This is a genomic window from Phytopseudomonas daroniae, assembly GCF_004327275.1.
GTDB classification, from domain to species: Bacteria; Pseudomonadota; Gammaproteobacteria; order Pseudomonadales; family Pseudomonadaceae; genus Aquipseudomonas; species Aquipseudomonas daroniae.
The window spans coordinates 117,678-142,709 of sequence record NZ_QJUJ01000003.1 but is presented as its reverse complement, the minus strand read 5'-3'; the positions used below and the strand labels follow the sequence as shown (position 1 = coordinate 142,709).

Below are 25,032 nucleotides of genomic sequence, written 5' to 3'. Positions count from 1 at the left end.
GCGCCCCGAGTGAGCACTAGGCGGCCTTGATCACCACGGCGGTAATATTATCCGGAGCGCCTCGGGTCAAGCCAAGGTGCACCAGGCTACGCACCATCTGGTACGGATCCTCGTGCCCCAGCACCTCGCGCAATTCGTAATCCTCGACCGTCTTGTTCAAGCCATCGCTACAGAGCAGAAAGGTATCGCCAGGGCGTACTTCCAGGCGGGCGGTTTCCAGTTGCAGGTCATCCTGCACGCCCAGAGCCCGGGTGACGATATTGCCCATGGGGTGGCTGCGCGCCGCTTCGTCGTCGAGCAGGCCGCTGTCGACCAGTTCCTGAACGTAGCTGTGATCACGGCTGATGGGTTGCAGGTCACCGTTGCGCAGCCGATACAGGCGGCTGTCTCCGGCCCACAGGCACAGCGCTTCGGCACCGCGCGCGGCAAGCACCACCACGGTGCTGCCCATGGTCGCTCCGCCACGCTTCTCGGCCTCGATGCGTACCTGCTGGTTGACCTGATCCAGGGTGTCGATCAACGCCCCTTCGTAAGTGCTCAGCACGGCGCTGGGCGGCAACGCACGCAGGCTGTCGATGATCAGGCTGCTGACGTAATCGCCGCTGGCATGTCCACCCATGCCATCGGCGACAGCCCACAGGCCGTTATCCGGTGCATCCAGGCAGGCATCTTCATTGATCTTGCGCACCATGCCGACATGGGTGTGGCTGGAGGAGTGGTATTGGGTAACGCTCGACGGACTCATGCCTCGCCTCCCGCAGACTCACCGAGCAGGCGGCAGAAGGCCTCGGCCGGTGGCAGCCCCGCGAAACGCACCAGGCCAGGCGCGACGCGCTCGGAACCACGCCCCCACCACAAGCTGGCGCCGCTGCAGGCCTGCTGCATGAGGGCCAGGCCGCGGGCTCGCGGGTTATCCACAGACCAGATCTCAGCGCCGCTGGTATCCCGGCGTGGCACGCTACCAAGTGCCAGCAGCGGGCTGCCCAGGGCGCCCACGCCGTGCTCGAAGACATCTGCGTCGGCATCGGCCTCCAGGGTCGAGAGCAACAGGGCCTCGGCCCGCTCGAACCAGTCGTCGGTCTCGCTGAGCAGGTGACCGAGATCGGTCTGTGCCGGCAGAGCCAGGGCGATGGTCAGTGGAAAGTAACGACCGACCCGATCGACGCTGGGCATCATCACCCCGCAGAAGGCCTCCTGACCGAGCAGGCCAGGCGCAATCGCGAAACGCCAGAGCGGACTGACCAGATAGGCGTCCAGCCAGGCTTCGCCCAGCGTCTGCCGGCTGGCGGTGATACCTGTCGTCAGCCAGTTGTCCCAGGCCTCGACGAAGCCCGGCGCAAGACCGCGATGAATGAAATCTCCACGTACGGCCAGTTTGCCGTAGAAACCTGGCGTACTCACAAACGCTCCGGCAGGCTGAAACCGCTGACGACCTGGCGGCGGAATGGATTGAATGCACTGCTGGCGCGCAGTTCGCTGGAAATGCTCGCGTTGTCGACACGCATGCGCAGGGTGAAACGATCCGGCGAATTACCCTGGGCGAGATCCGATTGATCGAGCAGTCGGAACCAGGCCCAGGGCCCTTCCAGGGTGATTCCGGAGCGGCCGGTGACCGACGCCGGTGAAATGTTCAGGCGCACCACACCGCTGCCGTTGCTGCTCGGCCATTGCATGGCGACCGGTCGTGCCGGGCCGTGGTCGTAGCTGAACTGCTGGCCGTCGAGGTCGAGCTGGAACTGCTCGATGCTGGAATCCATCGCCACCGGCCTCAGCTCGAAGCGCACCATCGGCTGGGTGCCGCCGGAACGGAAGAACGCCTCACGAATGGTCGAGGCCCGCTGGAAGGTCTGCAGTACGCCACTGCCGATGCCGAGCTTCTGCGCGGCGCCGGGCTGCCAGCGCCAGGTGCTCGCCGAAGTATCCACATAAGGCTGCAGGTACTTGCGGAAGTAGCTGTCGAGCACCCCGCCCTGGCCGAAGAAGTGGCCGAAGTCGTCCAGGGTCGCATCACGGCTGCTGCCGCGATCCAGCGGATAACGGCCGGCCAGGGACTGGCGATATACCGACACCACCTCACTCATCCAGGCGGCATTCAGCTGGTTGCGGATGCCGCCCATCATGGTGCCGGTGGTCGAACCGACCACCGACTTGAGGAAGCCCTGCACCAGCGGCGGCTGGCGCTCGGCGCTCAGGCGCACCTGATCGGCGGCGGCAGTGGTCTGGTTGCGCGACTCGCCGAGCAGCGCCTCGCCGCTGGCGCCGCTCATGGCACTGACCTGCACATAGAGCGCGTTGAGATCCTGCAGCAGGGCATCGATGGCCGGGCTCTGGCCATCGCCCTCTTCGACCAGGCTATTGAGCTCGGCGAAGTGCGCGGTGATCGGATCCATCTCCGTGGTCAGGGCATTGGCCACGCCCTCCTCGGGCTGGCCGACCAGGGAGCCGAGCTGTTGCTTGAGGCGGTCGACGGTATCGCCACCACGCTCCTTGAGCTTCTCCGCGACCAGCCGTTCTTCCTTCTGCAGATCGGTCTCCTTGGCGACGGCCTGCAGCAGCTTCTTCAGCGGTGACGTCGGCCCCGACAGCACGCGCAGCACATCCGCGGCCTGGGCCACGCTGGTCACCGGCACAAAGTCGATATCGGCGAGCAGCGCATCCCATTGGCGCATGTAGTCCTGCACGTAGAGGCGACGAACTTCCAGGCCGAGGGCGACAGCATTCTGTCCGTCCAGACTGCGACCGAGAACCCACTGCTCTTCGGCCAGGGTGCCGGCCTGGCTGACGCTGCCGACGAGGAAAGCCTCACGGTAGCCGCGCTGGGTGTAGAAGCCGCTGAGCGGTTCGTTGAGCGGCTTACCACTCTTGCGCGTGAACACCAGCGCGGCATCACGACCGGCGGCATCGCTGAGGCGGAAGTCCGGGATGCCTTCGGGCAGTTTCTGGCGTTTCACCCGGTCGTAGGCGCGCTGCTCGACGGACAGCCGCTGCAGTTGCCGACGCACGTCTTCGACCAGGTGCTCATCGAGACGCACCACCGGCGGCTGACGATCATACAACGCCACAAGATGCCGGTTCAGCGCCTCGCGCTGCTCCGGCTGCAGATCGCGCGGCAGGCTGCGATCCCAGTCGAGGGCGACCCAGGCCTTGATGAAGTCGGCATCGTAATGCTCGGATTCGCCGAGCATCAGATAGGCCTTGAGGCCTTCGTAGAGGAAGTCCGAATTGCCACCGGTACGCAACTGCTCCTCCAGCCGCGCCAGCACCCGTGGTGCCATGACCGCGATCAACAGCTTGCGGTAAACGCTGGAGGCTTCGCTGTCGAGCATATCGCCCTGGTACAGGCCAAAGCCCTCGGCCCAGCCCGGTGCATCGCCGCTGACATTGCGGATGGCGTTGAGCAACGGCTGCACCGCCAGGACTTCGCGTTGTGCCGGGCTCAGCGCCTGCAGCTCGCCACGCAGCGGTTGCACACGGGCATCCACGGCGGCGATATACGCCTGGTTGGCGCGGAAGCTGGCGAACCACACCGCGGCAGTGCCGAGCACCAGAATGGCGGTGGCAGCGATGACACCCCGCGCCAGCCAGCGCTTCTGCCGTTCGACCCTGGGGTTGGCCCCGACCAGGCCGCGCTCGCCGAACACCACGTCACGCAGCAGGCGCTCGATGAAATAGCTGCGCCCTGTACCGGTCTGGCGGGCCAGGTGCTGGCGGTCGAGGCTCATGCTCTGTGCCATGGCGCCGATCAGACGGTCGATCGGGCTGCCTTCCTGGGTGCCACTGGTCAGGTAGACACCGCGCAGCAGCACCCGCTCCTCATAGGGGTTGGGCTTGAACACGCCGTCGAGGAAGCCGGCCAGCGCTTCACGTAGAGCGGCGAACTGTTGCGGGAAGCCATAGATCAGGTCGCGACGCGCGGGGTCGCGCTCCTGCTGCAGGCGCTCGACCAGACGCTCGTTGAGGCGCAGTTCCAGCGCATCGAACTCACTGCGGAACACCTGCAGCGGGCCTTCGGCACTCTTGCCGTCATCGAGGGTGAAAGTCATGCCCCAGACCTGAGCGCGCTCTTCCTTGCTCAGACCGTCGAAGAACTCCATGAAACCGGGCACCAGATCCAGCTTGGTGAGCATCACGTAGACCGGGAAGCGCACACCGAGCTGGGTATACAGCTCCTGCACCCGCGCACGGATGGCCACCGCGTGCGCCGCCCGCTCGCTGTCGCTGCCCAGCAGCAGATCGGACAGACTGATGGCGACGAAAGCGCCGTCGATGGGCCGACGCGAGCGCTGTTTCTTGAGCAGGTCGAGGAAGCCCAGCCAGGCGGCCTTGTCCACTGCGGCATGGCTGTCCTGGGTGGTGTAACGCCCGGCAGTGTCGAGCAGCACCGCCTCGTCGGCGAACCACCAGTCGCAATTGCGCGTGCCGCCGACGCCCCGTACCGCACCGGCACCCATCTGCTCGGCCAGGGGGAAGCGCAGCCCGGAATTGGCCAGCGCGGTGGTCTTGCCGGAACCGGGCGGGCCGATGATCACATACCAGGGCAGTTCGTAGAGATTGCGCCGCTCACCGCCACCGAGCTTGGCGCGCTTGAGCAGCCCCAGGGCTTCGTCCATGCGCTGGCGCAGGGTGGCCAGCTCTTCCGCGGTGGCTACGCTGGTCGGATCCGGCGCGACCTCCACCAGCCCCTGCATGACCTTGGCCGCATTGCGCCGCGCCTGGATGATGCGCATCACCCGCCAGGCCGCCCACAGGGCGAACAACAGGATGATCAGCGTCCAGCGCGCAGTGCTGCCGGCCAGCGGCTCGAAGCCGCCGATGGCGATCAGCGGGCCAACGAACCAGATCACCAGGCTCAGCGCCAGCAACCCCAAAACCGGCATGACCCAGCGGGCTATGAAACCGAAAAACGCCTTCACTCGACGCCCTCCGCAAAGACTGTGATTTCGACCCGGCGGTTACGCGCGCGGCCCTCCGCCGTATCGTTCGAGGCCACCGCCTCGGTGTCGCTGCGTCCCTCGGCACGGAAGCGCGCGGGCTGGCCGGTCTTGGCCGCCAGCACGTCCATCACCTGCTGGGCGCGATCCTGGGAGAGCTTCCAGTTGGACGGATAACGCAGCGTCGCGATGGGACGGTTGTCGCTGTGCCCGGTGACCAGCACCTGGCCGTTGACCTGGCGAATGGCTTCGGCGATGCGCAACAGCAGTGGCTGGAAATCATCGGCAATCGACGCACTGCCGGAGGCGAACAACTGGTCACCACGGATGGTCACCACGGAACGGTCGACGGCGTCTTCCACCGCGACCTTCTGCGCGCGAATCTCCTCGGCCAGGAAGCCGGCCAGGCGCGGACGCTCGACGATGCGCGGCTGCTGTGCCGGACGGTCGATGGTCTGCACCGGCACGTCGCCCAGGGCGTGCAGGTTGCGAAATACCGGCTCGGCTTCGGCGGCCAGCTTCAGGCGCAGGCCGAACAGCAGCAACAGCAGGATCGCCAGACCGATGGCAACCGCCACCCAGGGCGGCAGGAACTGGCGCAGACGGTCACGCGCCACCACCAGGCCCCGCCAATGCGGCGACAGTTCGCGTTCGATCTCGCCACGGGTGCTGCGAATGGTCGCACCGACCCGCTCGCGCAGCGCATCGAGCTGGCTGCGGCCATCCTGCATGACCCGGTAGCGCCCTTCCATGCCGAGGCTGAGGCACAGATACAACAGCTCCATCAGGTTCAGACGCTGGCGTGGGTTCTGCAGGCAATGATCGAGTAGCTGGAAAACTTTCTCGCCACCCCAGGCCTCGTTGTGCAGGGTGATCAGCAGGCTCTGCTTGCTCCAGTCACTGGCGCTGCCCCAGGGCGTACTGAGCACGGCCTCGTCGAGCGCGGTGCAGAGCACGTAACGCGCCAGCATCACTTCATCCTGGGCAACCCCGGCGGCACGCGCCTTGTCCTCGAACTGGCGCAGATAGCCGAGCAGTTGCGCACGCAGGCTGGCTGGCGCCGGATGGGCGATGGTGCTGCGCAGCCGGGTAAGCAGCGCCAGCATCGGCCCGGCAGCGGCTTCGATAGGGTTCAAGCCCAGGCCGCGGGCGGCCAGTGGTGGCGCGCTGGGCATGGCCGGCGGCGGCGAACCGGCGGAGGTGGGCCGCGAGGGCTCGGCCGCGCGGCCACCCGGCCGCGGCATGATCATGGTGCGGTCGTTGCCCGCCTGGTCGTGTGCTTTGCCGGGCTGGCCGGGCAAGGCACCAAATGGATCGTCGATGGTCATCGCGCGTCAGCCTCGGATGGCCCAGAAGGCCAGGTTCAGGCCAGGGAACTGGCCAGCGATATGGAAAGCGAAGCCGCCGGAGTGGATCAGCTGCTTCCAGTGGTCGCTGCCCCGATCCAGTTCGAAATAGTTGGAGCCGGCGTGGTACGGCAACTGGCGTGGCGCCACCGGCAGCGGCAGCAGGCCGATGCCCGGCAGTTGCAGGTTGACCAGATCGCGGATGTGCTCCACCGAACCGATCTTGGCCTGCTGCGGGAAATGGCTGCGCAGGCTCTCACCCGGCACGTCCGCACGTACCACCAGGATGAAACTGGCGGAATCGAGCAGTGATTTGTCGGCCAGCATCGCCACATGCACGCCATGGGATTTTTCGACGATGGGGATGGGGATGGCGCGACTGTCGATGACCATCGACAGCGCCTGACGCAGGGCCAGCATCACCGGTGCGAAGGTGGTGGTCAGATCGTCGTGCTCATAGACCGGGTATTCGCCCGGTCGCCGCTCGCTGGCCGTGAAGGTGGCGAACTCACCGGCCAGCGCCACCAGCTCGCGGTACAGCACTTCGGGATGCAGCGGCGTGATGCGCGCCAGGTGCGCGACCAGCGGCTGGGCACGGTTGACCAGTTGCAGCAGCAGAAAATCGGCGATTTCCGACGCGCCACCGGCACCGGAAGCGACCACCCGGCCAGCCAGGGCTTCACCGCGCTGGTGCAGCAGGCCGAGCAGTTCGTTGCGAAACGCCGAGAGCGGCCGCGAGGCGCTGACGTCGAGCAGCGGCGGGATGTAGCTGTCGTCCAGCAGCAGGCTGCGGTCTTCGCGCTTCTCCACCACGCGCACGATACCGATGGCTGCGTGCTCGTCGAGGCCGTCACGTTCGGTGATCAGGCGCAGCGCCAGGGAACCGATGGCCACCGGCGCGCGACTTTCCAGCGAGGAGTTGTCGTCACGCACCTCGTGCACGCTGCTCTGATAACGGGCCGAGCCCAGGCTCTCGCCGCTTTCCACGGTGTCGCGCACGCCAGCACGACGCAGTGGCAGGGCCAGGTAGACCACGCCATCACGCAGGCTGTCATCGATGTTCAGCGGAATCGGCGCAGCATCGTTCTCGGGAATGTTGAACGGCGTGCCATCCGGCAACAGGCCGCGCGCCGACAGAATCGCCAACTTGCCCTGGGTCAGCAGCGCGCTGTCGATGAGCAATTGGGAAAACCCCCAGGCGCCAGGCTGCGAAGCATGGTTACGTCCTTCCACCAGGGTTTCGATGTAGCGATCCTGCTGCTGGAAGTGCTGCGGCCGCAGGAACATCCCCTCCGACCAAACGACACGATTGTTCCAGGACATGAATGGGTCTCCAGTCACTCAAGAGGGGTCAGCGGCATGGCGCTGATGGCATAGGCGTCCAGCTGCAGGCGCAGGGCGCTTGCCTGATGGGCAGGGATTTCGATGACCTGACGCCAGACCGAGCGGTCGAGGGCGCGATAGGCCACGACCACACCGAGGTGACGGGTGGCATCATCCAGGGTCAGTGACTTGCGCTGGGTTTCGCCGGGGCGCACTACGAAACGATCATGTTCGATCAGCTCGCCGGCCAGGGTGGCGTCGGCACGGTCGACCAGCGAGAAGAAGTCGGCACGGGAAAAGGTCGAGGCATTGCGCAACTGATAGACATGCACCCATACCGGCGCTGCCGCACCCTCGAGCGCCGGGTTGAGATCGCGGCTGGCCTGCACCTGCAGCTCAACGGTAGTGGGTACCGGCTTGCCCGGGCCGGACGCGCAGGCGCCGAGCAGCAGAAAAACCAGCAGTGTCAGAATCCTTTGCATAACGCTTCCTCAGTAGGTGCAGCTGGCTCGCGACAGCGCGAGCCGGGTGATCTCAACGGCCTCGCAATCGTGCGATGTGTTCCTCATAAGCACGACTGAACTCGCGACCGAACAGCTCCTGAAAACCGTCTTCGGCCTCCTGGGAAATGGTCGCGTAGAGTTCGGTGAACAGTTCCCAGTAATGGGCGCGGCGGCCATTGGGCAGCAGGGCCGAGAGGCCGCTCGGCTTGTTCAGACGCCCTTCCAGCTCGCTCGGTTCAAACCGCGCGAGCAAATGTTTGATGGCCGCCTGCACGCCAGCCATCAGGGCCAGTTGGTGAGCACGCAGGTCGTCGAAACTCTCGCCAACCGCCTGATCGGGCGCCATGAACGCCTGATTGTCGTGGCGTAGCAGCAACAGCAGCGCTTCGTCGACATTGGGCGCGAACTTCAGTGGATTGTTCTGTATGGGCTGGATCATGGTCTGCGCCATACGGAATTCGCCCTTGAGACTGGCGCGAGCACGCAGCACGTCGATCAACCCTTCGACCATCAGGCGGTAACTGCGTCCGATGGCCTCCATTTGCGCAGCAGCGGCGGCACGATCCAGACGCAGTTGCTGCAGACCGGCACCACGCAGGAATGCCTCCATCAGCTCACCATCATCGGCAGCCGGCGCTGCAGGTGCAGGTGCAGGTGCAGGTTGAGGTGCCACTATCGGCTCGACAACCGGCAGTGGCTGTACCAGTGGCTCATCCGCTGTGAAGGCGGGGATTTCCACGGCGGGCATCGGCGGCAACTCGGCAAACGAATCCGGCACCGCCACTGCCTCGCCCCTCGGCGTCTCGGCGAACGGATCGGGAATCGGCGGCGCAGAGGCGGCCTGAAGATCAGCGAAAGGATCCCAATCCGCCGGAATCACCGAGGCCGGAGGGGTCGGCGGCGCAGCCGTATCGATTGCAGGCGCCGCCGGTTGTGACGGTCGGGGTGGCCGAAAATCATGGTGCTGGGCCGGTAGGTGATCGGAGACCGATGGCGCCACTGCCGCCGGAGGGCTGAGGAAATCGAACAGATCCGGCTTGGTGTCGAACGGCGAATCGCGCCGTGGCGATGGTGTAACGGACGCTGCGGGGGCATTGACCGGCGGCATCTCGAGTGGCTGCGCGCTGCGGTTGAGCAGCGCCTCGAAGCTGTTGAACGGGTCATCCGTCGCGCCACTCGGCGCAGGCGCGGACGCCAGCGCAATGCCGCTGATCTGCGCGCGAATCTCGTATTCGCCGATCTTCAGTACCTCGCCATCTTCGAGCGGCTCACTGCTGCCGCGACGCAAGCGCGTACCGGCGTTCTGCAGGATCACGCCATTGGTGCTGGTGTCGGTGATGTAGTAGATGCCGTCGCGGTACTGAATCACGCAGTGCTGACTGGACACCAGCCGTTCGGGATCCGGCAGCACCCAATCATTGCCGACGCTGCGCCCGATTTTCAGCTCACCCCGATCGAGCTCGACCTCGGCCCGTTGCCCGGGAGTCAGCTTGTGATAGGTGGTGATGACCAAACGCAGCGGCATTGCGGCTCCTTGCAGTGCGGACGAATAGCATGTGCCATCGACGAAACCATCGTCGATGGGCAAAGCACTCTATTTTTTTCCCTTACCCGATACGGTTCAATGGTCAGGCGGGAATAAAATCGAGGCGGTTGTGAGTCACCGCACAGAAGAAGGAAATACTGTGCGTCGCGATAGTTTCTACCGCCTTACCCTTGCTTGACAATGATCGGAGAGCACTCGGAGAATGGCCATGATTGGCATCAAACCCTGCCTGAATAGTGGCATTTAGCCGCTTTTCATAATGAGTTCAGGTCGGCAGGAAGCCAGCCGACAATGATTCATTTCGACTTTCAGGCCTGACATGGAGAGCACCTGACGTGGTGGATGTGTCGCATTTGCTCAACGCAGTATCCGACGAAACCCCATGCGGGGAAGACCTCGAATACGATGCTGACTTCCTTGAGCTGGAGCGCCTCGCGCAAGGCCAGCCGGAACGCCAGATGGGCCAGTCGGTCATCGCGGCCGAACCGCCGGATTGGCGCCAGGTTCGTGAGCGCGCCAGCGAACTGTTCGCACGCAGCAAGGATCTGCGTCTGGCCAATCTCTACCTGCAGAGCGCCATTGCCCTCGACGGCCTGACTGGTCTGGCACAAAGCCTGACCCTGGTTCGTGAGTTGCTCACCCAGTATTGGGACGGTGTCTATCCCCAGCTGGATGCCGATGACGACAACGACCCGACCATCCGCATCAACGCCCTCAACGCCCTGAGCGCCGAGCCGGTGATCGTACTGCTTCGTGAAGCCAGCATCACCCGCTCACGCGCCTTCGGCTCGGTAAGCATCCGCGCGGCCCTGAACGCGGCGGATCTGCAGCGCTTCGCCAGTGAAAACCTCTCCGCGGATCAATTACGCGGCGCCTTCCTCGACACCGATGTGGAATTGCTCGACAGCACCCGCACGGCGCTGGACGAAGCCAGCGCGGCGCTCGCCGATATCGAAAGCCTGCTCAGCGAGCGGGTCGGTTCGGCGCAAAGCGCCAACCTCGAAGTATTGAAACAGGTGCTGCGCCACGCTAGGCAGATATTCAACGACCAGGCACCTGCGGCCAGTGGCGAGTCATCTTATGCCGACGAAGCGACCCAGCAGGCCGATTCGGCCACGGCAAACGGAAGCGTAGAACAGGCTCCGCGCCAGGCGCCGATAGCGCCAGGACGCATCGCCAGCCGTGACGACGTGATGCGCACGCTCGATCGACTGCTGGAGTATTACGCCCAGCACGAACCTTCCAGCCCGGTTCCGGTCTTACTGACGCGCGCGCAGAAGCTGGTAACCGCAGACTTTGCGGAAATCGTGCGCAATCTGATTCCCGACGGTATGTCGCAGTTCGAAAACCTGCGTGGCCCCGAATACGACTAACGTGCGGTGGATCTTCAGGGAAGCCCTACGCACATCGCTACCGGCCCATGGCCGACGAAGCCAGTGCACATGCACAGGAGGAGCAACATGAGCAGCAACACCAGCAGCCAGAAATTCATCGCGCGCAACCGCGCCCCGCGGGTACAGATCGAATACGACGTAGAGTTGTACGGCGCCGAGAAAAAGGTGCAGTTGCCCTTCGTCATGGGCGTGATGGCCGACCTCGCCGGCAAACCGGTCGAGCCCCAGGCCGCCGTAGCCGACCGCAAGTTCCTCGAAATCGACGCCGACAACTTCGACTCGCGCCTCAAGGCAATGAAGCCGCGTGCGGCTTTCCACGTGCCCAACGCGCTGACCGGCGAAGGTAACCTGAGCCTGGACATCACCTTCGAAAGCATGGACGACTTCAGCCCGGCAGCCATCGCCCGCAAGGTCGACTCGCTGAACCAGTTGCTCGAGGCTCGTACCCAGTTGGCCAACCTGCTGACCTACATGGACGGCAAGACCGGCGCAGAAGAGCTGATCATCAAGGCGATCAAGGATCCGGCGCTGCTGCAGGCGCTGGCTAGCGCTCCCAAGCCCCAAGACAACGAGCCGCAAGCTTAAGAGGACGTCCCGATGGCCCAGTTGATTCAGGATTCCGCGCAAGCGGCCGCCACTACCGAACAGACCAGCGAATTCGCTTCGCTGCTGCTGCAAGAATTCAAACCCAAGACCGAGCGCGCCCGCGAAGCGGTGGAAACCGCCGTACGCACCCTGGCCGAACACGCACTGGGCAAGACCGACCTGATCTCCGATGACGCGATCAAGTCCATCGAGTCGATCATCGCGGCGATCGATGCCAAGCTGACCGCCCAGGTCAACCTGATCATGCACCACCCGGACTTCCAGCAGCTGGAAAGCGCCTGGCGTGGCCTGCACTATCTGGTCAACAACACCGAGACCGACGAGCAGCTGAAGATCCGCGTGCTCAACATCTCCAAACCCGAACTGCACAAGACCCTGAAGAAATTCAAGGGTACCGCCTGGGATCAGAGCCCGATCTTCAAGAAGCTCTACGAAGAGGAATACGGTCAGTTCGGCGGCGAGCCCTACGGCTGCCTGGTGGGCGACTACTACTTCGACCAGTCGCCACCCGATGTCGAACTGCTCGGCGAGATCGCCAAGATCTCCGCGGCCATGCACTCGCCGTTCATCTCCGCGGCCTCGCCGACGGTCATGGGCATGGGTTCCTGGCAGGAACTGTCCAACCCGCGCGACCTGACCAAGATCTTCACCACGCCCGAATACGCCGGCTGGCGTTCGCTGCGTGACTCCGAGGATTCGCGTTACATCGGCCTGACCATGCCGCGCTTCCTGGCCCGTCAGCCATACGGCGCGAAGACCGATCCCGTCGAAGAGTTCGCCTTCGAGGAAGAAACCGACGGCGCCGACAGCAGCAAGTACACCTGGGCCAACTCGGCGTACGCCATGGCGGTCAACATCAACCGTTCGTTCAAGCTGTACGGCTGGTGCTCGCGCATCCGCGGCGTCGAATCCGGCGGTGAAGTACCCAACCTGCCGGCGCACACCTTCCCCACCGACGACGGCGGCGTGGACATGAAGTGCCCGACCGAAATCGCCATCTCCGACCGCCGCGAGGCGGAACTGGCGAAGAACGGTTTCATGCCGCTGCTGCACAAGAAGAACACCGACCTGGCTGCCTTCATCGGCGCCCAGTCGCTGCACAAGCCCGCCGAATACGACGATCCGGACGCCACCGCCAACGCCAACCTCGCCGCGCGCCTGCCGTACCTGTTCGCCACCTGCCGCTTCGCTCACTACCTGAAGTGCATCGTGCGCGACAAGATCGGCTCCTTCAAGGAGCGCGACGAAATGCAGCGCTGGTTGCAGGACTGGATCCTCAACTACGTCGACGGTGACCCGGCGCACTCCACCGAAACCACCAAGGCCCAGCATCCACTGGCCGAAGCCGAGGTGGTGGTCGAGGAAATCGAGGGCAACCCCGGTTACTACAGCTCCAAGTTCTATCTGCGCCCGCACTACCAGCTCGAAGGGCTGACCGTGTCGCTGCGCCTGGTATCCAAACTGCCTTCGGCCAAGGGGGCCTGAGGTTCGTCACTGTGGCGTCCGCTCTCACGGACGCAGTTGAAACAGAGTGGCAAAAGCCACGAAAGGAGGAATGATGGCTGTTGATATGTTCATCAAGATTGGCGACGTCAAAGGCGAGTCCAAGGACAAGACCCACGCCGACGAAGTCGACGTACTGGCCTGGAGCTGGGGCATGAGCCAATCCGGCTCGATGCATGTTGGCGGTGGCGGCGGTGCCGGCAAGGTCAACATCCAGGATCTGTCGTTGACCAAGTACGTCGACAAATCCAGCCCCAACCTGATGATGGCCTGCTCCAGCGGCAAGCATTATCCGGAAGCCAAGCTGACCATCCGCAAGGCCGGTGGCGATTCCCAGGTCGAGTACCTGATCATCACCCTGAAGGAAGTTCTGGTGTCGTCCATCAGCACTGGCGGTAGCGGTGGCGAAGATCGCCTCACCGAAAACGTCACCCTGAACTTCGCCCAGGTTCTGGTCGACTATCAGCCGCAGAAAGCCGACGGCGCCAAAGAAGGCGGCCCGGTCAAGTACGGCTGGAACATCCGCCAGAACGTCAAGGTGTAAGCCCGCCCGACCTTCGGGCGCACATCAATGCCCGGCACTGCGCCGGGCATTGATGGTTTTGAGTAGACCGATTTTTTCGACGGCCCGACCTGCACCTCGCCAGATAGCGAGAGCCGCGGGCCTCATGACCACTGCAGCGCAGTGGTGCCGAGCCAGTACAGGGAATGACGATGACTGCCGAAGAACACCTGCGTAACGCACAGCTCGACGAAGCACTGAAGGCGCTGCAGGATCAGGTTCGGACGCAGCCCGCCAAGGCGGAGCTTCGGGTATTCCTGTTCCAGCTGCTGGCCGTGATGGGCCAGTGGAGCCGCGCCCAGAACCAGTTGAAGGTGGCAGGCGAGCTGGATGCCGCCTGCCTGCCCATGGTGCAGACCTACAGCACCGCGCTGAACTGCGAAGCCCTGCGCGAGCAAGTATTCGCCGGACGCACCACCCCGGTGGTACTCGGCCAACCCGCCGAATGGGTGGCGCCGCTGATCCTGGCCCTGGAGCAGGATGCCCAGGGCAACGCCGAGGCGGCCCAGAGCCTGCGCGACCAGGCCTTCGAAGCAGCCGCCGCGGTGCCGGGCAAACTCGACGAAGCCCCCTTCGCCTGGCTTGCCGATGCCGACCCGCGCCTCGGCCCGGTGCTCGAGCTGATCGTCAATGGCCGCTACGTCTGGCTGCCCATGGAAAACATCGCCAGCCTCAGCCTGGAAGCGCCCAGCGACCTGCGCGACCTGGTCTGGCTGCCGGCCCAGCTGACTCTGACCAATGGCGGCAGCACCGTGGCGCTGATCCCCAGCCGTTACCCTGGCAGCCACAGCAGCACCGACGGTGCGGTGCGCCTGGCGCGCAAGACCGAATGGCAGGACAACGGCCTACCACTCGGCCAGCGTCTGCTCGCTTTCGATCAGGGCGAACAGGCCCTGTTCGATGTCCGCACACTGAGCTTCGAGCACGGGAATGCAGCGACATGGCCGACCTGAAACGTCAGGAACGCCTGCAGCCCGCGCTGCTCGACCGCCTGCTCGACGACGATCCGGGCAACCAGGCGGAAAGCGTCGACAAGCGCGTGCTGACCCTCAACCAGTTGCGTGCCTCGGTGCTGCGCGATCTGGCGTGGTTGTTCAACACCGTCGCGCCGCTCACCAGCGATAACGAAGCCCTGACCCGGGCTGGCAGCTCGGTGGTCAATTTCGGCCTGCCACCGCTGGCCGGGCACAGTGCCTCGAGTATCGATATCCAGGCGGTAGAACGCCTGATGACCAAGGCCATCGCCGACTTCGAGCCGCGCATCGTGCGTTCTTCTCTGCGCGTACGCGCCCGTCAGGAAGCCGAGGAGATGAGCCACAACTCGCTGAGTTTCGAGATCGAAGGCGACCTCTGGGCGCACCCCATGCCGCTGCGTCTGCTGCTCACCACCGAGCTGGATCTGGAAACCGGCCACGTTCAGGTATTACCCGCCGACGCATCACGGAGACGACGATGAACCCGCGCCTGCTCGGCTACTACAACCAGGAACTGCAACACATCCGCGAGAGCGCCGAAGAGTTCGCCGGCGAGTTCCCGAAGATCGCCAGCCGTCTGACGCTTTCCGGCGTGGAGTGCGCCGACCCTTACGTGGAACGCCTGCTCGAGGGCTTCGCCTACCTGACCGCACGGGTGCAGCTCAAGCTCGATGCCGAGTACCCGACCTTCACCCACAACCTGCTGGAGATCGCCTACCCGCACTACCTGGCACCGACCCCGTCGATGACCGTGGTGCAACTGTGCGCCGATCCCAACGAAGGCTCCCTGAGCAGCGGTTTCACCCTCGAACGCGGTGCCTCGTTGCGCGGCCTGCTCGGCAGCGAAGCACAGACCGCCTGCGAATACCGCACCTGCCAGCCGGTCACGCTATGGCCGCTGGAAGTGACCCAGGCCAGCTATTTCGGCAACCCGACGACTCAGCTCGGTCGCCTGGCCGCCAGCGAACCCGGTGCCAAGGCCGGCCTGAAGCTGCGCCTGCGTACCGGCGCCGGCCTGCCGTTCAATGCCCTGGATCTGGATACCCTGACGTTCTTCCTGCACGGCGCCGACGAGCAGCCCTTCCGTCTTTACGAACAACTGCTCGGCAATGCCTGTGCCCTGTTCGTGCGGGCCGTCGATGGCTCATGGATCGAGCGCCTGCCGCCCGACAGCCTGCGCGCGCGCGGCTTCGACGACCAGGACGCCGCACTGCCGGTGGTGCCCCGGGCCTTCCAGGGCTATCGCCTGCTGCAGGAATACTTCGCCCTGCCCAACCGTTTCCTGTTCGTCGAACTGAGCGGACTGAAACGCGCCGTGCAACGCAACACCAGCCAGGAGCTGGAGATCGTGGTGCTGTTCAATCGCCTCGACAACAGCCTGGAAAACAGCATCGGCGCCGAGCAGTTCCGCCTGTTCTGCACCCCGGCGATCAACCTGTTCGCCCGGCGCGCCGACCGCATTCACCTCAGCGACCGCGTCCACGAACATCAGATCATCGCCGACCGCACACGCCCGCAGGACTTCGAGATCCATTCGATCACCGAAGTCAGTGGCCATGGCAGCGGCCCGGAGCAACCCTTCCAGCCGTTCTATGCGGTGCGCGATCCCTCGCGCTACGGCCGCGAACAGGCCTGGTACAGCCTGCGCCGCGAGCCTCGCGTGCTGTCGAGCAAACAGCGCCGTAACGGCCCACGCTCCACTTACATCGGCAGCGAGACCTTCATCTCTCTGGTCGACGCCAACCAGGCGCCCTATCGCCACGACCTGCGCCAGTTGGGCATCGCCGCACTGTGCACCAATCGCGACCTGCCGCTGTCGATGCCGATCGGCGGGACGCGTAGCGATTTCACCCTGGAGGACAGTGCTCCGGTGGTCGCTGTGCGCTGCCTGGCCGGCCCCAGCCGACCGCGGGCCAGCCGGGCCCACGATGCCAGCGCCTGGCGCCTGATCAGCCAGTTGTCGCTCAACTATCTGTCGCTCAGCGAGCAGGGCCAGGGCGCTGCCGCCCTGCGCGAACTGATGCGCCTGTACGGTGACGCCGGCGACAACGCCCTGCAGTTGCAGATCGACGGTCTGCGTCAGGTCAGCAGCAAGGCCTGCACGCGACGTCTGCCGATGCCCGGGCCGATCGTCTTCGGTCGCGGCCTGGAGATCGGCCTGGAGTTCGACGAGAACGCCTTCCGCGGTACCGGGGTGTTCCTGCTCGGCTCGGTGCTGGAGCGTTTCCTGACACGTTACGTATCGATCAACAGCTTCACCGAAACGGTGCTGCGCACCAGCGAACGGGGCGAAGTGATGCGATGGAGGGCCAAGCCCGGATGTCGGCCGACCCTGTAGACACACTGGCGGCGATGGCCGAAGCCCCCTGGAACTATGACTTCTTCCAGGCCATGCGGCGCATCGAGTGCGAATACCCCGAACGCCCGCGTCTCGGCCATTCCGTGCGCCTGGTCGACGACCCGTTGCGCCTCGGGCAGAAGCCGGACTGCGGCTTCGCGCCCTCGACCCTGGCCAGCGTCATCCACGACAGCACCGGCACACCGCGCATCGAGCAGTTCTTCTTCGGCCTGACCGGCCCCAACGGCCCGTTGCCGCTGCACCTGACCGAACACGCCCGCGAGCGTCAGCGGCACCATGGCGACGCCACCTTCAAGCGCTTTCTCGACGTTTTCAACCATCGTCTGTTGACCCTGTTCTACCGTGCCTGGGCCGAAGCCCGGCCCACCGTCAGCCAGGATCGCGCGGACGATGACTACTGGTCGCCACGCCTCGGCGCCCTGTCCGGCCGCGGCATGCACAGCCTGATGGGCCAGGGCCCGATCGACGACGCCGCACGCTATTACTTCACCGGCCATCTGGCCGCGCAGACCCGCTATCCGGATGGCCTGCAGGCGATCCTCAGCGAGTACTTCGGCGTGCCGGTGGCGCTCGAGGAGTACGTCGGCCAGTGGCTGCAATTGCCGGAATACAGCCGCCTGGGCGCCGCCACCTGCAGCCTCGGCGTGGACCTGTGCCTGGGCACCCACGTGTGGGATCGGCAACACAAGTTTCGCTTGCGCCTGGGCCCGTTGAGCCTGGCGCAGTACCGACGTTTCCTGCCGGATCAGCCGCTGCTCGCCGAGCTGGTGGCCTGGGTGGCCGAATACCTCGGTGAAGAACTGGACTGGGACACCAACCTGGTGCTCAAACAGGAGGAAGTACCGCAGGCTACCCTGGCCGGCGATTACCGACTCGGCTTCGATACCTGGCTCGGGCAACCGATCGAGGATGCCGATGACCTCCATCTCGGCAGCGGCCACTGCCGAACCAGGGAGGCGTGCTGATGGCCAATCAGGTCTTCGCCAACAACATGGAGATTGCCTGCAAGTCGGCCAGCGGCAAATCCGTCGCGGCCTTTCCGGACGTCTGCTTCACCCCGCCGCAGGCACCGCCCACGCCCATGGGCATACCGATTCCCTATCCCAATACCGGGTTGGCCAAAGACACCAGCCGCGGTACGCGCAGTGTGAAGATCACCCGCAAGGAGGTCATGCGCAAGAACAAGAGCCACTTCAAGACCAGCTATGGTGACGAGCCCGGCTGCGCACCGAAGAAAGGCATTCTTACCGGCAAGATCAAGGGCAAGGTGTACTTCACCAGTTGGTCGATGAACGTCAAGGTCGAAGGCCTCAACGTCGTCCGCCATATGGATCTGACCACTCACAACCATGGGTCGATGCCCGGCAATACGCCGCCTTGGCCGTACATGGATGAAATGGCCATGGCCGTCATGAACTGTGACGAGGCACTGGAACGAACACCGGTTAAAAATCATAGCGAGCAACAGAAGCGCTGCCAGGCCATCAAGCAGGAGACTGGAGTGGAATACCAATCCCACCATGTCATCCAGAATTCGCACTTCTGCTATCCGCGCGGCACCACGCTCACGGAAATCTGCCCAGGGTATGACGAAGCGCTGGCGCCCTGTATCGCGCTAGAGGACGGTACCGATCCGAGTACCGGCCACGGCCGGGTATCGCAGATGCAGAAGGCGGATGCCAAGCGATATCGGGATGCCTATAAGGACAAGCAGACCAGTCCGACCTATCAGGACGCACGAGCCGACGCCAAGCGCCAGTTGACCGAGCCGGAACCCGGCCCGGGTCTCAGCGAGAACGATGCCGAATGCGTGCTGCGTGAGGTCGACAAGCAATTTCACCAGATGTGCAAGAGCGGTATGAAGCAGCCCAAACAGTTCGAACTGCGAGCGCCCGGCACTCGTGGTGCAGCGTTGCCGCAGAAAGTCATTGCGAAGAAAGCCCAAAAAACAAAGTTGTTCTGATAAGGACGTTTTCAATGAACGATTCACGTCAAGTCAGTATTGTCGCCGTATGTGGCAACGGCCGAGGACAGGCCGATGTTCTATTGAACGTCTACGAACCACCTCTGGAACCAGACGCGATCATTTCCTGCGTCCATCGTGTTTCCTATGACGACGAAGGGCTGAGTGCTACCTCGCTGTTCGATGTCGATCACTGGCTGACCCATATGCATCGTCGGGGTGACTGGATCGCCACCTGTTCCATGAATGGCCATATCCACTATTTCGATGGCGTTCGCTGGCAGACGCTGCAGACCACAGCAGAAGATGGCTTCAACGCCGTATTCATCGCATACCAGGGCAGCATTCATGCCGCAGCGCTGGACGGCTCCATACGTCTGATCGAAAACCATCAAGAGCAGATTGTTTCAGCAGCAGGCGGCAAACGCCTCAATGCGCTGCACGGCTGTGCCAGCGATTGCCTATATGCCGTTGGCGATGGTGGGCGAGTTCTTCATTTCGACGGGAGCCGCTGGAACGAAATTGAGCCCTTCACCAACATTAGCCTGCTAGATGTGCTGTGCATATCCGCATATCAGGTAGTCATTGCCGGGGCCAAAGGCGGTCTTTGGATCGGCTATGGCGATATCTGGCAGCAACTCGATGCGGCTGACTACAGCATCAGTAACCTCGCTTTGCAGCAGGGTCAAATCTGGCTTGCAGCGGGGGCCAACGGCGTATTCAAGCTAGATGGCGATCAGTTGCAGGAAAGCAAACAGGCCCCCCTGTATCGGCTGGGGGCCAATGACACACACCTGTTGGCGGTTGGTGGAGAAATATTCGCCTGGTGGGACGGATATGAGTGGCAGGGTTGGCGTTATGAAATCGACTGACATGCCTACTGCCCCCTCACGGACACCAGATGCAGCAAGCAATGGAAACAAGTCATTAGGTAAAGGAGCACACCATGAGTGAAATCAGTCGCGCCGCGCTGTTCGGCAAGTTGAACAGCGTCGCCTACAAGGCCATCGAAGCCGCCACCGTATTCTGCAAGCTGCGTGGCAATCCCTACGTCGAGCTGAGCCACTGGCTGCACCAGATCCTGCAGTTGCAGGATTCCGACCTGCACCAGATCGTGCGCCAGTTCAGCATCGAGCCGGCGCGCCTGGCCAAGGACATCACCGAAGCCCTGGATCGCCTGCCGCGCGGTTCCACCTCGATCACCGACCTGTCGTCCCATGTAGAGGAAGCGGTCGAGCGCGGCTGGGTCTATGGCAGCCTGATGTTCGGCGAAAGCCAGGTGCGCACCGGCTATCTGGTGGTCGGTATCCTCAAGACGCCAAGCCTGCGCAACGCCCTGCTGGCCATCTCCCGCGAGTTCGACAAGGTCAAGATCGAGACACTCACCGAACGCTTCGACGAGATCGTCGGTGCCTCGCCGGAGAACGCCCTGAGCGCCACCGACGGTTTCGATGCCGGTGCGGTGCCGGGTGAAGCCAGTGGCGCCATCGCGCCCAGCGCGATGGGCAAACAGGAGGCGCTCAAGCGCTTCACCGTCGACCTCACCGAACAGGCGCGCAGCGGCAAGCTCGACCCCATCGTCGGGCGCGACGACGAGATTCGCCAGCTGGTCGACATCCTCATGCGTCGCCGTCAGAACAACCCGATCCTCACCGGCGAGGCCGGCGTGGGCAAGACCGCGGTGGTCGAGGGTTTCGCCCTGCGCATCGTCGCCGGTGACGTGCCGCCGAGCCTCAAGGACGTCGAGCTGCGCAGCCTGGACGTCGGTCTGCTGCAGGCCGGCGCGAGCATGAAGGGCGAGTTCGAACAGCGCCTGCGTCAGGTCATCGAGGACGTGCAGAGCTCGCCCAAGCCGATCATCCTGTTCATCGACGAAGCCCACACCCTGGTCGGCGCCGGTGGCGCGGCCGGTACCGGTGATGCCGCCAACCTGCTCAAGCCGGCGCTGGCCCGCGGCACCCTGCGCACCGTGGCCGCTACCACCTGGGCCGAATACAAGAAACACATCGAGAAAGACCCTGCCCTGACCCGACGCTTCCAGGTGGTGCAGGTGGACGAGCCCTCCGAGCACCGCGCCATCCTGATGATGCGCGGCGTCGCCTCGACCATGGAAAAACACCACCAGGTGCAGATTCTCGATGAAGCCCTGGAGGCCGCCGTCAAGCTGTCGCACCGCTATATCCCGGCACGTCAGCTGCCGGACAAATCGGTGAGCCTGCTCGACACCGCCTGCGCCCGCGTGGCCATCAGCCTGCACGCGGTGCCGGCCGAGGTGGACGACAGCCGTCGGCGTATCGAGTCCCTGGATACCGAGCGGGCGATCATCGGCCGCGAACAGGCCATCGGTGTGGCCATCGGCAGCCGCCTGTTGGACGTCGACGCGGCGCTGGCTGAAGAGCGCCTGCGTCTGGTCACCCTGGAAACCCGCTGGGCCGACGAGAAGGCGCTGGTCGACGAACTGCTGGCCACCCGCGCCCGTCTGCGCGCCGCCGCCGAACCGGTGGACGACACCAGCCGTGAAGGCGGCGCCGAACAACCGGCATTGAGCGACGAAGAACGCACGGCCCTGCGCGATACCCTCGGCGATCTGCAGCAGCGCCTCAGCGCCCTGCAGGGCGAAACCCCGCTGATCCTGCCAACGGTGGACTACCAGGCCGTCGCTTCGGTGGTAGCCGACTGGACGGGCATCCCGGTCGGGCGCATGGCGCGCAACGAGCTGGAAACCATCCTCCAGCTCGATGAGCACCTGAAGAAACGCATCATCGGCCAGGATCACGCTCTGGAGATGATCGCCAAGCGCATCCAGACCTCCCGCGCCGGCCTGGACAACCCGAACAAGCCGATCGGCGTGTTCATGCTCGCCGGCACCTCCGGCGTGGGCAAGACCGAAACCGCCCTGGCCCTGGCCGAAGCCCTCTACGGCGGCGAGCAGAACGTCATCACCATCAACATGAGCGAGTTCCAGGAAGCGCACACCGTCTCCACCCTCAAGGGCGCGCCCCCCGGCTACATCGGCTACGGCGAAGGCGGCGTGCTGACCGAAGCGGTACGCCGCAAGCCCTACAGCGTGGTACTGCTCGACGAGGTGGAAAAAGCCCACCCGGACGTGCACGAGATTTTCTTCCAGGTGTTCGACAAGGGCGTGATGGAAGACGGCGAAGGCCGCCAGATCGACTTCAAGAACACCCTGATCCTGCTCACCACCAACGCCGGCACCGAGATGATCGCCGGGCTGTGCAGCGACCCGGAGCTGATGCCCGAACCCGAAGGCATCGCCAAGGCCCTGCGTGAGCCGCTGCTGCAGATATTCCCGCCGGCCCTGCTCGGCCGCCTGGTGACCATCCCCTACTACCCGCTCTCCGACGACATGCTCAAGGCCATCACCCATCTGCAGCTCGAGCGCATCAAGAAGCGCATCGAGGCGACGCACAAGGTGCCGTTCGATTACGACGACAGCGTGGTCGATCTGGTGGTCTCGCGCTGCACCGAGAACGAGAGTGGCGGACGGCAGATCGACGCCATCCTGACCAACAGCATGCTGCCGGACATGAGCCGCGAGTTCCTCACCCGCCTGCTCGAAGGCAAGGCACTGACCGGGGTTCGTGTGACGCAGCGGAACAACGAGCTGCATTACGATTTCGACCGAACGCAGTGAGCGTCAGCGACGCCCGCTGCGCCTGAGGACGCGACATGGCAATTACCCAAGACGCACGCATGGCCGTCGTCACCAGCCCGCTGGGTGGTGACGCCCTGGTGCTGCGCAGGATGGAAGGCCGGGACGAGCTCAGCCGTCCCTTTGCCTATGAGTTGGCGCTGATCTCCGAGGATCATGCGCTGCCACTCGATGCCCTGCTGGGCAAGCCGATGGGGCTTACCTTGCAACTGGCCGACGGCAGCGACCGCTATTTCCACGGCATCGCTACCCGCTGCAGCCAGGCGGCAGGCAACGGCCAGTTCGCCAGTTACCGGGTCAGCCTCAAGCCCTGGCTGTGGCTGCTGTCGCGCACCTCCGACTGTCGCATCTTCCAGAACAAGACCGTGCCCGATATCGTCAAGCAGGTGTTCCGCGACCTGGGTTTCTCCGACTTCGAGGACGCCCTCAGCCGCTCCTACCGCGAGTGGGAATACTGCGTGCAGTACCGCGAAACCAGCCTGGACTTCATCAGCCGGCTGCTCGAGCAGGAGGGTATCTACTACTATTTCCGCCACGAACAGGCCCGCCACGTGCTGGTGCTGTGCGACGCCTATGGCGCCCATCGGGCCGCCCCTGGCTACGCCAGCGTGCCCTACTTCCCCCTTGAAGATCAGATGCGCGAGCGCGACCACATCTACGACTGGCACCTGAATCATGAAGTGCAGTCAGGCTCACTGGAACTCAACGATTACGACTTTCAGCGCCCCAGCGCGCGCCTGGAAGTGCGCTCGATCGTCTCGCGCCCCCATAGCAACGCCGGACACCCGCTGTTCGATTACCCGGGCGAGTACGTGCAGAGCAAGGACGGCGAGCAGTATGCGCGCAATCGCATCGAGGCCATCCATACCCAGTACGAACGCATCCATTTGCGCAGCAACGCGCGGGGAATCGGTTCCGGCCACCTGTTCAACATGACCGGCTACCCACGAGCCGATCAGAATCGCGAGTACCTGACGGTCAGCGCCGACTACCAGATCGTCCAGGAATCCTTCGAGAACAATACCAGCGACGAGCCGCTGCAGTTCGACAGTCGCCTCGACTGCATCGACGCCAGCCAGGTATTCCGCCCGCTGCCACTGACCGTGCAACCGATCGTGCAGGGACCGCAGACCGCCATGGTGGTCGGCCCCAAGGGTGAGGAAATCTGGACGGATCAGTTCGGCCGGGTCAAGGTGCACTTCTACTGGGATCGCCACGACCAGTCCAACGAGAACAGCTCCTGCTGGATCCGCGTGTCGCAGAACTGGGCCGGCAAGAACTGGGGTTCGATCCAGATCCCGCGCATCGGCCAGGAAGTCATCGTCAGCTTCCTCGAGGGCGATCCCGACCGGCCGATCATCACCGGCCGTGTCTACAACGCCGAGCAGACCGTGCCCTACGACCTACCGGCCAATGCCACCCAGAGCGGCGTCAAGAGCCGCTCGAGCAAGGGCGGCACACCAGCGCAGTTCAATGAAATCCGCATGGAGGACAAGAAGGGCGAAGAGCAGTTGTACATCCATGCCGAGCGCAACCAGGACATCGTCGTCGAGCTGGACGAGACCCATGCCATCGGCCGCGACCGCAGCAAGTCCATCGGCCGCAACGAGACAGTCGATGTCGGCGCCAACCGCACCAAGAAGATCGCCCGCAACGAACGCTACAGCATTGGCCACAACAAGACGGTCAACATCGGCCGCTTCAAGGTCGAGAGCATCGGCATGGCCAAGATGACCAACGTCGGCCTGGGCTACAACCGTAACGTCGGCATGGCCATGTTCTCGGCGGTGGGCCTGAACCGCACCGATTTCGTCGGCAAGACCTGGGCCATCTCGGCCGGGGACAAGATCGAACTCAAGGTCGGCAGCTCCCAGCTGACCCTGACGCCGGATGCCATCTACCTCAGCGCCAAGGACATCCACTTCAAGGCACAGGAATACCTGCACGCCGATGCTCCATCCGACATCCTGCTCAACTCGGGTACGGCACAACCGGCGCCCGAACATAGCGGCAAGATCGATCCGGCCACCCAGGTCGGCGCTCTCGGGGTGGTCGCCGGCGTACTGCGGGGCCAGGGCTCGCAAGCGCCGCCGGTGGCCCAGGGTAACGACAAGCGCCCGGGCGCCGAGGCCCAGGACAGCGCCACGCTGAGGAGCACGACGCCCGCGGCGAGCGATACGCCGGCTGCCGTGGCCACCGGCCTGGGCAGCGCCGTGGATCGCATCGCGGCGCAATCGCCTTCCCTGCAGGACGATCTGCGCCAGCTCAAGGCAGAAGGCTGGGATATCGAGTATGGCCCCGCCGGAGAAGGCACCTATGCGCTACAGGAAGGGGACGTGAGCAAGATCG

At 64.2% G+C, this 25,032-nt stretch carries 17 protein-coding genes and 2 pseudogenes; 12 read left to right on the top strand and 7 right to left on the bottom strand.

Going from position 1 to position 25,032, the window contains the following annotated elements:
* Window positions 1-16: 16 nt before the first annotated feature.
* The 7 genes from DNK10_RS08685 to tagH are packed head-to-tail and all read right to left on the bottom strand — an operon-like array spanning window position 17 to window position 9,628.
* Complete coding sequence (locus tag DNK10_RS08685) at window positions 17-745, bottom strand: PP2C family protein-serine/threonine phosphatase (protein WP_131191266.1); 729 nt, start codon at window positions 743-745, stop codon at window positions 17-19.
* Window positions 742-1,401 carry a type VI secretion system-associated protein TagF gene (tagF, locus tag DNK10_RS08680; protein WP_131191265.1) on the bottom strand — a complete coding sequence of 220 codons (660 nt, stop codon included), beginning with the start codon at window positions 1,399-1,401 and terminating at the stop codon, window positions 742-744. Before tagF ends, DNK10_RS08685 begins: the two co-directional genes overlap by 4 nt.
* Window positions 1,398-4,913 (bottom strand): type VI secretion system membrane subunit TssM, encoded by a 3,516-nt coding sequence (tssM, locus tag DNK10_RS08675; RefSeq protein ID WP_131191264.1) that lies wholly within the window; start codon window positions 4,911-4,913, stop codon window positions 1,398-1,400. The genes tagF and tssM overlap by 4 nt, the downstream gene beginning before the upstream one ends.
* Window positions 4,910-6,259, bottom strand: a complete 1,350-nt coding sequence (locus DNK10_RS08670; protein ID WP_425273847.1) for a DotU family type VI secretion system protein — start codon at window positions 6,257-6,259, stop codon at window positions 4,910-4,912. Before DNK10_RS08670 ends, tssM begins: the two co-directional genes overlap by 4 nt.
* Before the next feature lie 6 nt (window positions 6,260-6,265).
* Window positions 6,266-7,600 (bottom strand): type VI secretion system baseplate subunit TssK, encoded by a 1,335-nt coding sequence (tssK, locus tag DNK10_RS08665; RefSeq protein WP_131179933.1) that lies wholly within the window; start codon window positions 7,598-7,600, stop codon window positions 6,266-6,268.
* A gap of 14 nt (window positions 7,601-7,614) precedes the next feature.
* Entirely contained in the window at window positions 7,615-8,082 is a 468-nt protein-coding gene (tssJ, locus tag DNK10_RS08660; RefSeq protein WP_131191263.1) for a type VI secretion system lipoprotein TssJ, read from the bottom strand.
* A gap of 52 nt (window positions 8,083-8,134) precedes the next feature.
* Window positions 8,135-9,628 (bottom strand): type VI secretion system-associated FHA domain protein TagH, encoded by a 1,494-nt coding sequence (tagH, locus tag DNK10_RS08655; protein WP_131191262.1) that lies wholly within the window; start codon window positions 9,626-9,628, stop codon window positions 8,135-8,137.
* Between the two features lie 356 nt (window positions 9,629-9,984).
* Here tagH and tssA point away from each other — a divergent pair, with 356 nt between their 5' ends.
* The 12 genes and pseudogenes from tssA to DNK10_RS26145 form a co-directional block, all read left to right on the top strand.
* Window positions 9,985-11,022 (top strand): type VI secretion system protein TssA, encoded by a 1,038-nt coding sequence (gene tssA / locus DNK10_RS08650; RefSeq protein ID WP_131191261.1) that lies wholly within the window; start codon window positions 9,985-9,987, stop codon window positions 11,020-11,022.
* 87 nt (window positions 11,023-11,109) lie between these two features.
* Window positions 11,110-11,628, top strand: a complete 519-nt coding sequence (gene tssB / locus DNK10_RS08645; protein ID WP_131179929.1) for a type VI secretion system contractile sheath small subunit — start codon at window positions 11,110-11,112, stop codon at window positions 11,626-11,628.
* A gap of 12 nt (window positions 11,629-11,640) precedes the next feature.
* Window positions 11,641-13,134: a type VI secretion system contractile sheath large subunit gene (tssC, locus tag DNK10_RS08640; RefSeq protein ID WP_131179928.1), complete on the top strand. Its 1,494-nt coding sequence runs from the start codon at window positions 11,641-11,643 to the stop codon at window positions 13,132-13,134.
* A gap of 73 nt (window positions 13,135-13,207) precedes the next feature.
* Entirely contained in the window at window positions 13,208-13,696 is a 489-nt protein-coding gene (locus DNK10_RS08635; RefSeq protein WP_131179927.1) for an Hcp family type VI secretion system effector, read from the top strand.
* A gap of 170 nt (window positions 13,697-13,866) precedes the next feature.
* On the top strand, window positions 13,867-14,667 hold the full coding sequence (locus tag DNK10_RS08630; RefSeq protein WP_131191260.1) for a type VI secretion system accessory protein TagJ: 801 nt from the start codon (window positions 13,867-13,869) through the stop codon (window positions 14,665-14,667).
* On the top strand, window positions 14,655-15,170 hold the full coding sequence (gene tssE / locus DNK10_RS08625) for a type VI secretion system baseplate subunit TssE (RefSeq protein ID WP_131179925.1): 516 nt from the start codon (window positions 14,655-14,657) through the stop codon (window positions 15,168-15,170). Before DNK10_RS08630 ends, tssE begins: the two co-directional genes overlap by 13 nt.
* Window positions 15,167-17,026 (top strand): type VI secretion system baseplate subunit TssF, encoded by a 1,860-nt coding sequence (gene tssF, locus DNK10_RS08620; protein WP_131191259.1) that lies wholly within the window; start codon window positions 15,167-15,169, stop codon window positions 17,024-17,026. The genes tssE and tssF overlap by 4 nt, the downstream gene beginning before the upstream one ends.
* A complete protein-coding gene (tssG, locus tag DNK10_RS08615; protein WP_131191258.1) occupies window positions 16,990-18,012 on the top strand; it encodes a type VI secretion system baseplate subunit TssG in 1,023 nt (340 codons plus the stop codon). The genes tssF and tssG overlap by 37 nt, the downstream gene beginning before the upstream one ends.
* Window positions 18,012-18,443 (top strand): annotated as a pseudogene (locus DNK10_RS08610) (DUF4150 domain-containing protein); the annotation flags it as partial. The gene tssG and the pseudogene DNK10_RS08610, both read left to right, overlap by 1 nt.
* Before the next feature lie 581 nt (window positions 18,444-19,024).
* Window positions 19,025-19,882: a hypothetical protein gene (locus DNK10_RS08605; RefSeq protein WP_131179922.1), complete on the top strand. Its 858-nt coding sequence runs from the start codon at window positions 19,025-19,027 to the stop codon at window positions 19,880-19,882.
* A gap of 74 nt (window positions 19,883-19,956) precedes the next feature.
* On the top strand, window positions 19,957-22,665 hold the full coding sequence (gene tssH / locus DNK10_RS08600; RefSeq protein WP_131191257.1) for a type VI secretion system ATPase TssH: 2,709 nt from the start codon (window positions 19,957-19,959) through the stop codon (window positions 22,663-22,665).
* Between the two features lie 35 nt (window positions 22,666-22,700).
* A pseudogene (locus tag DNK10_RS26145) lies at window positions 22,701-24,557 on the top strand (type VI secretion system Vgr family protein); the annotation flags it as partial.
* Window positions 24,558-25,032 lie beyond the last annotated feature (475 nt).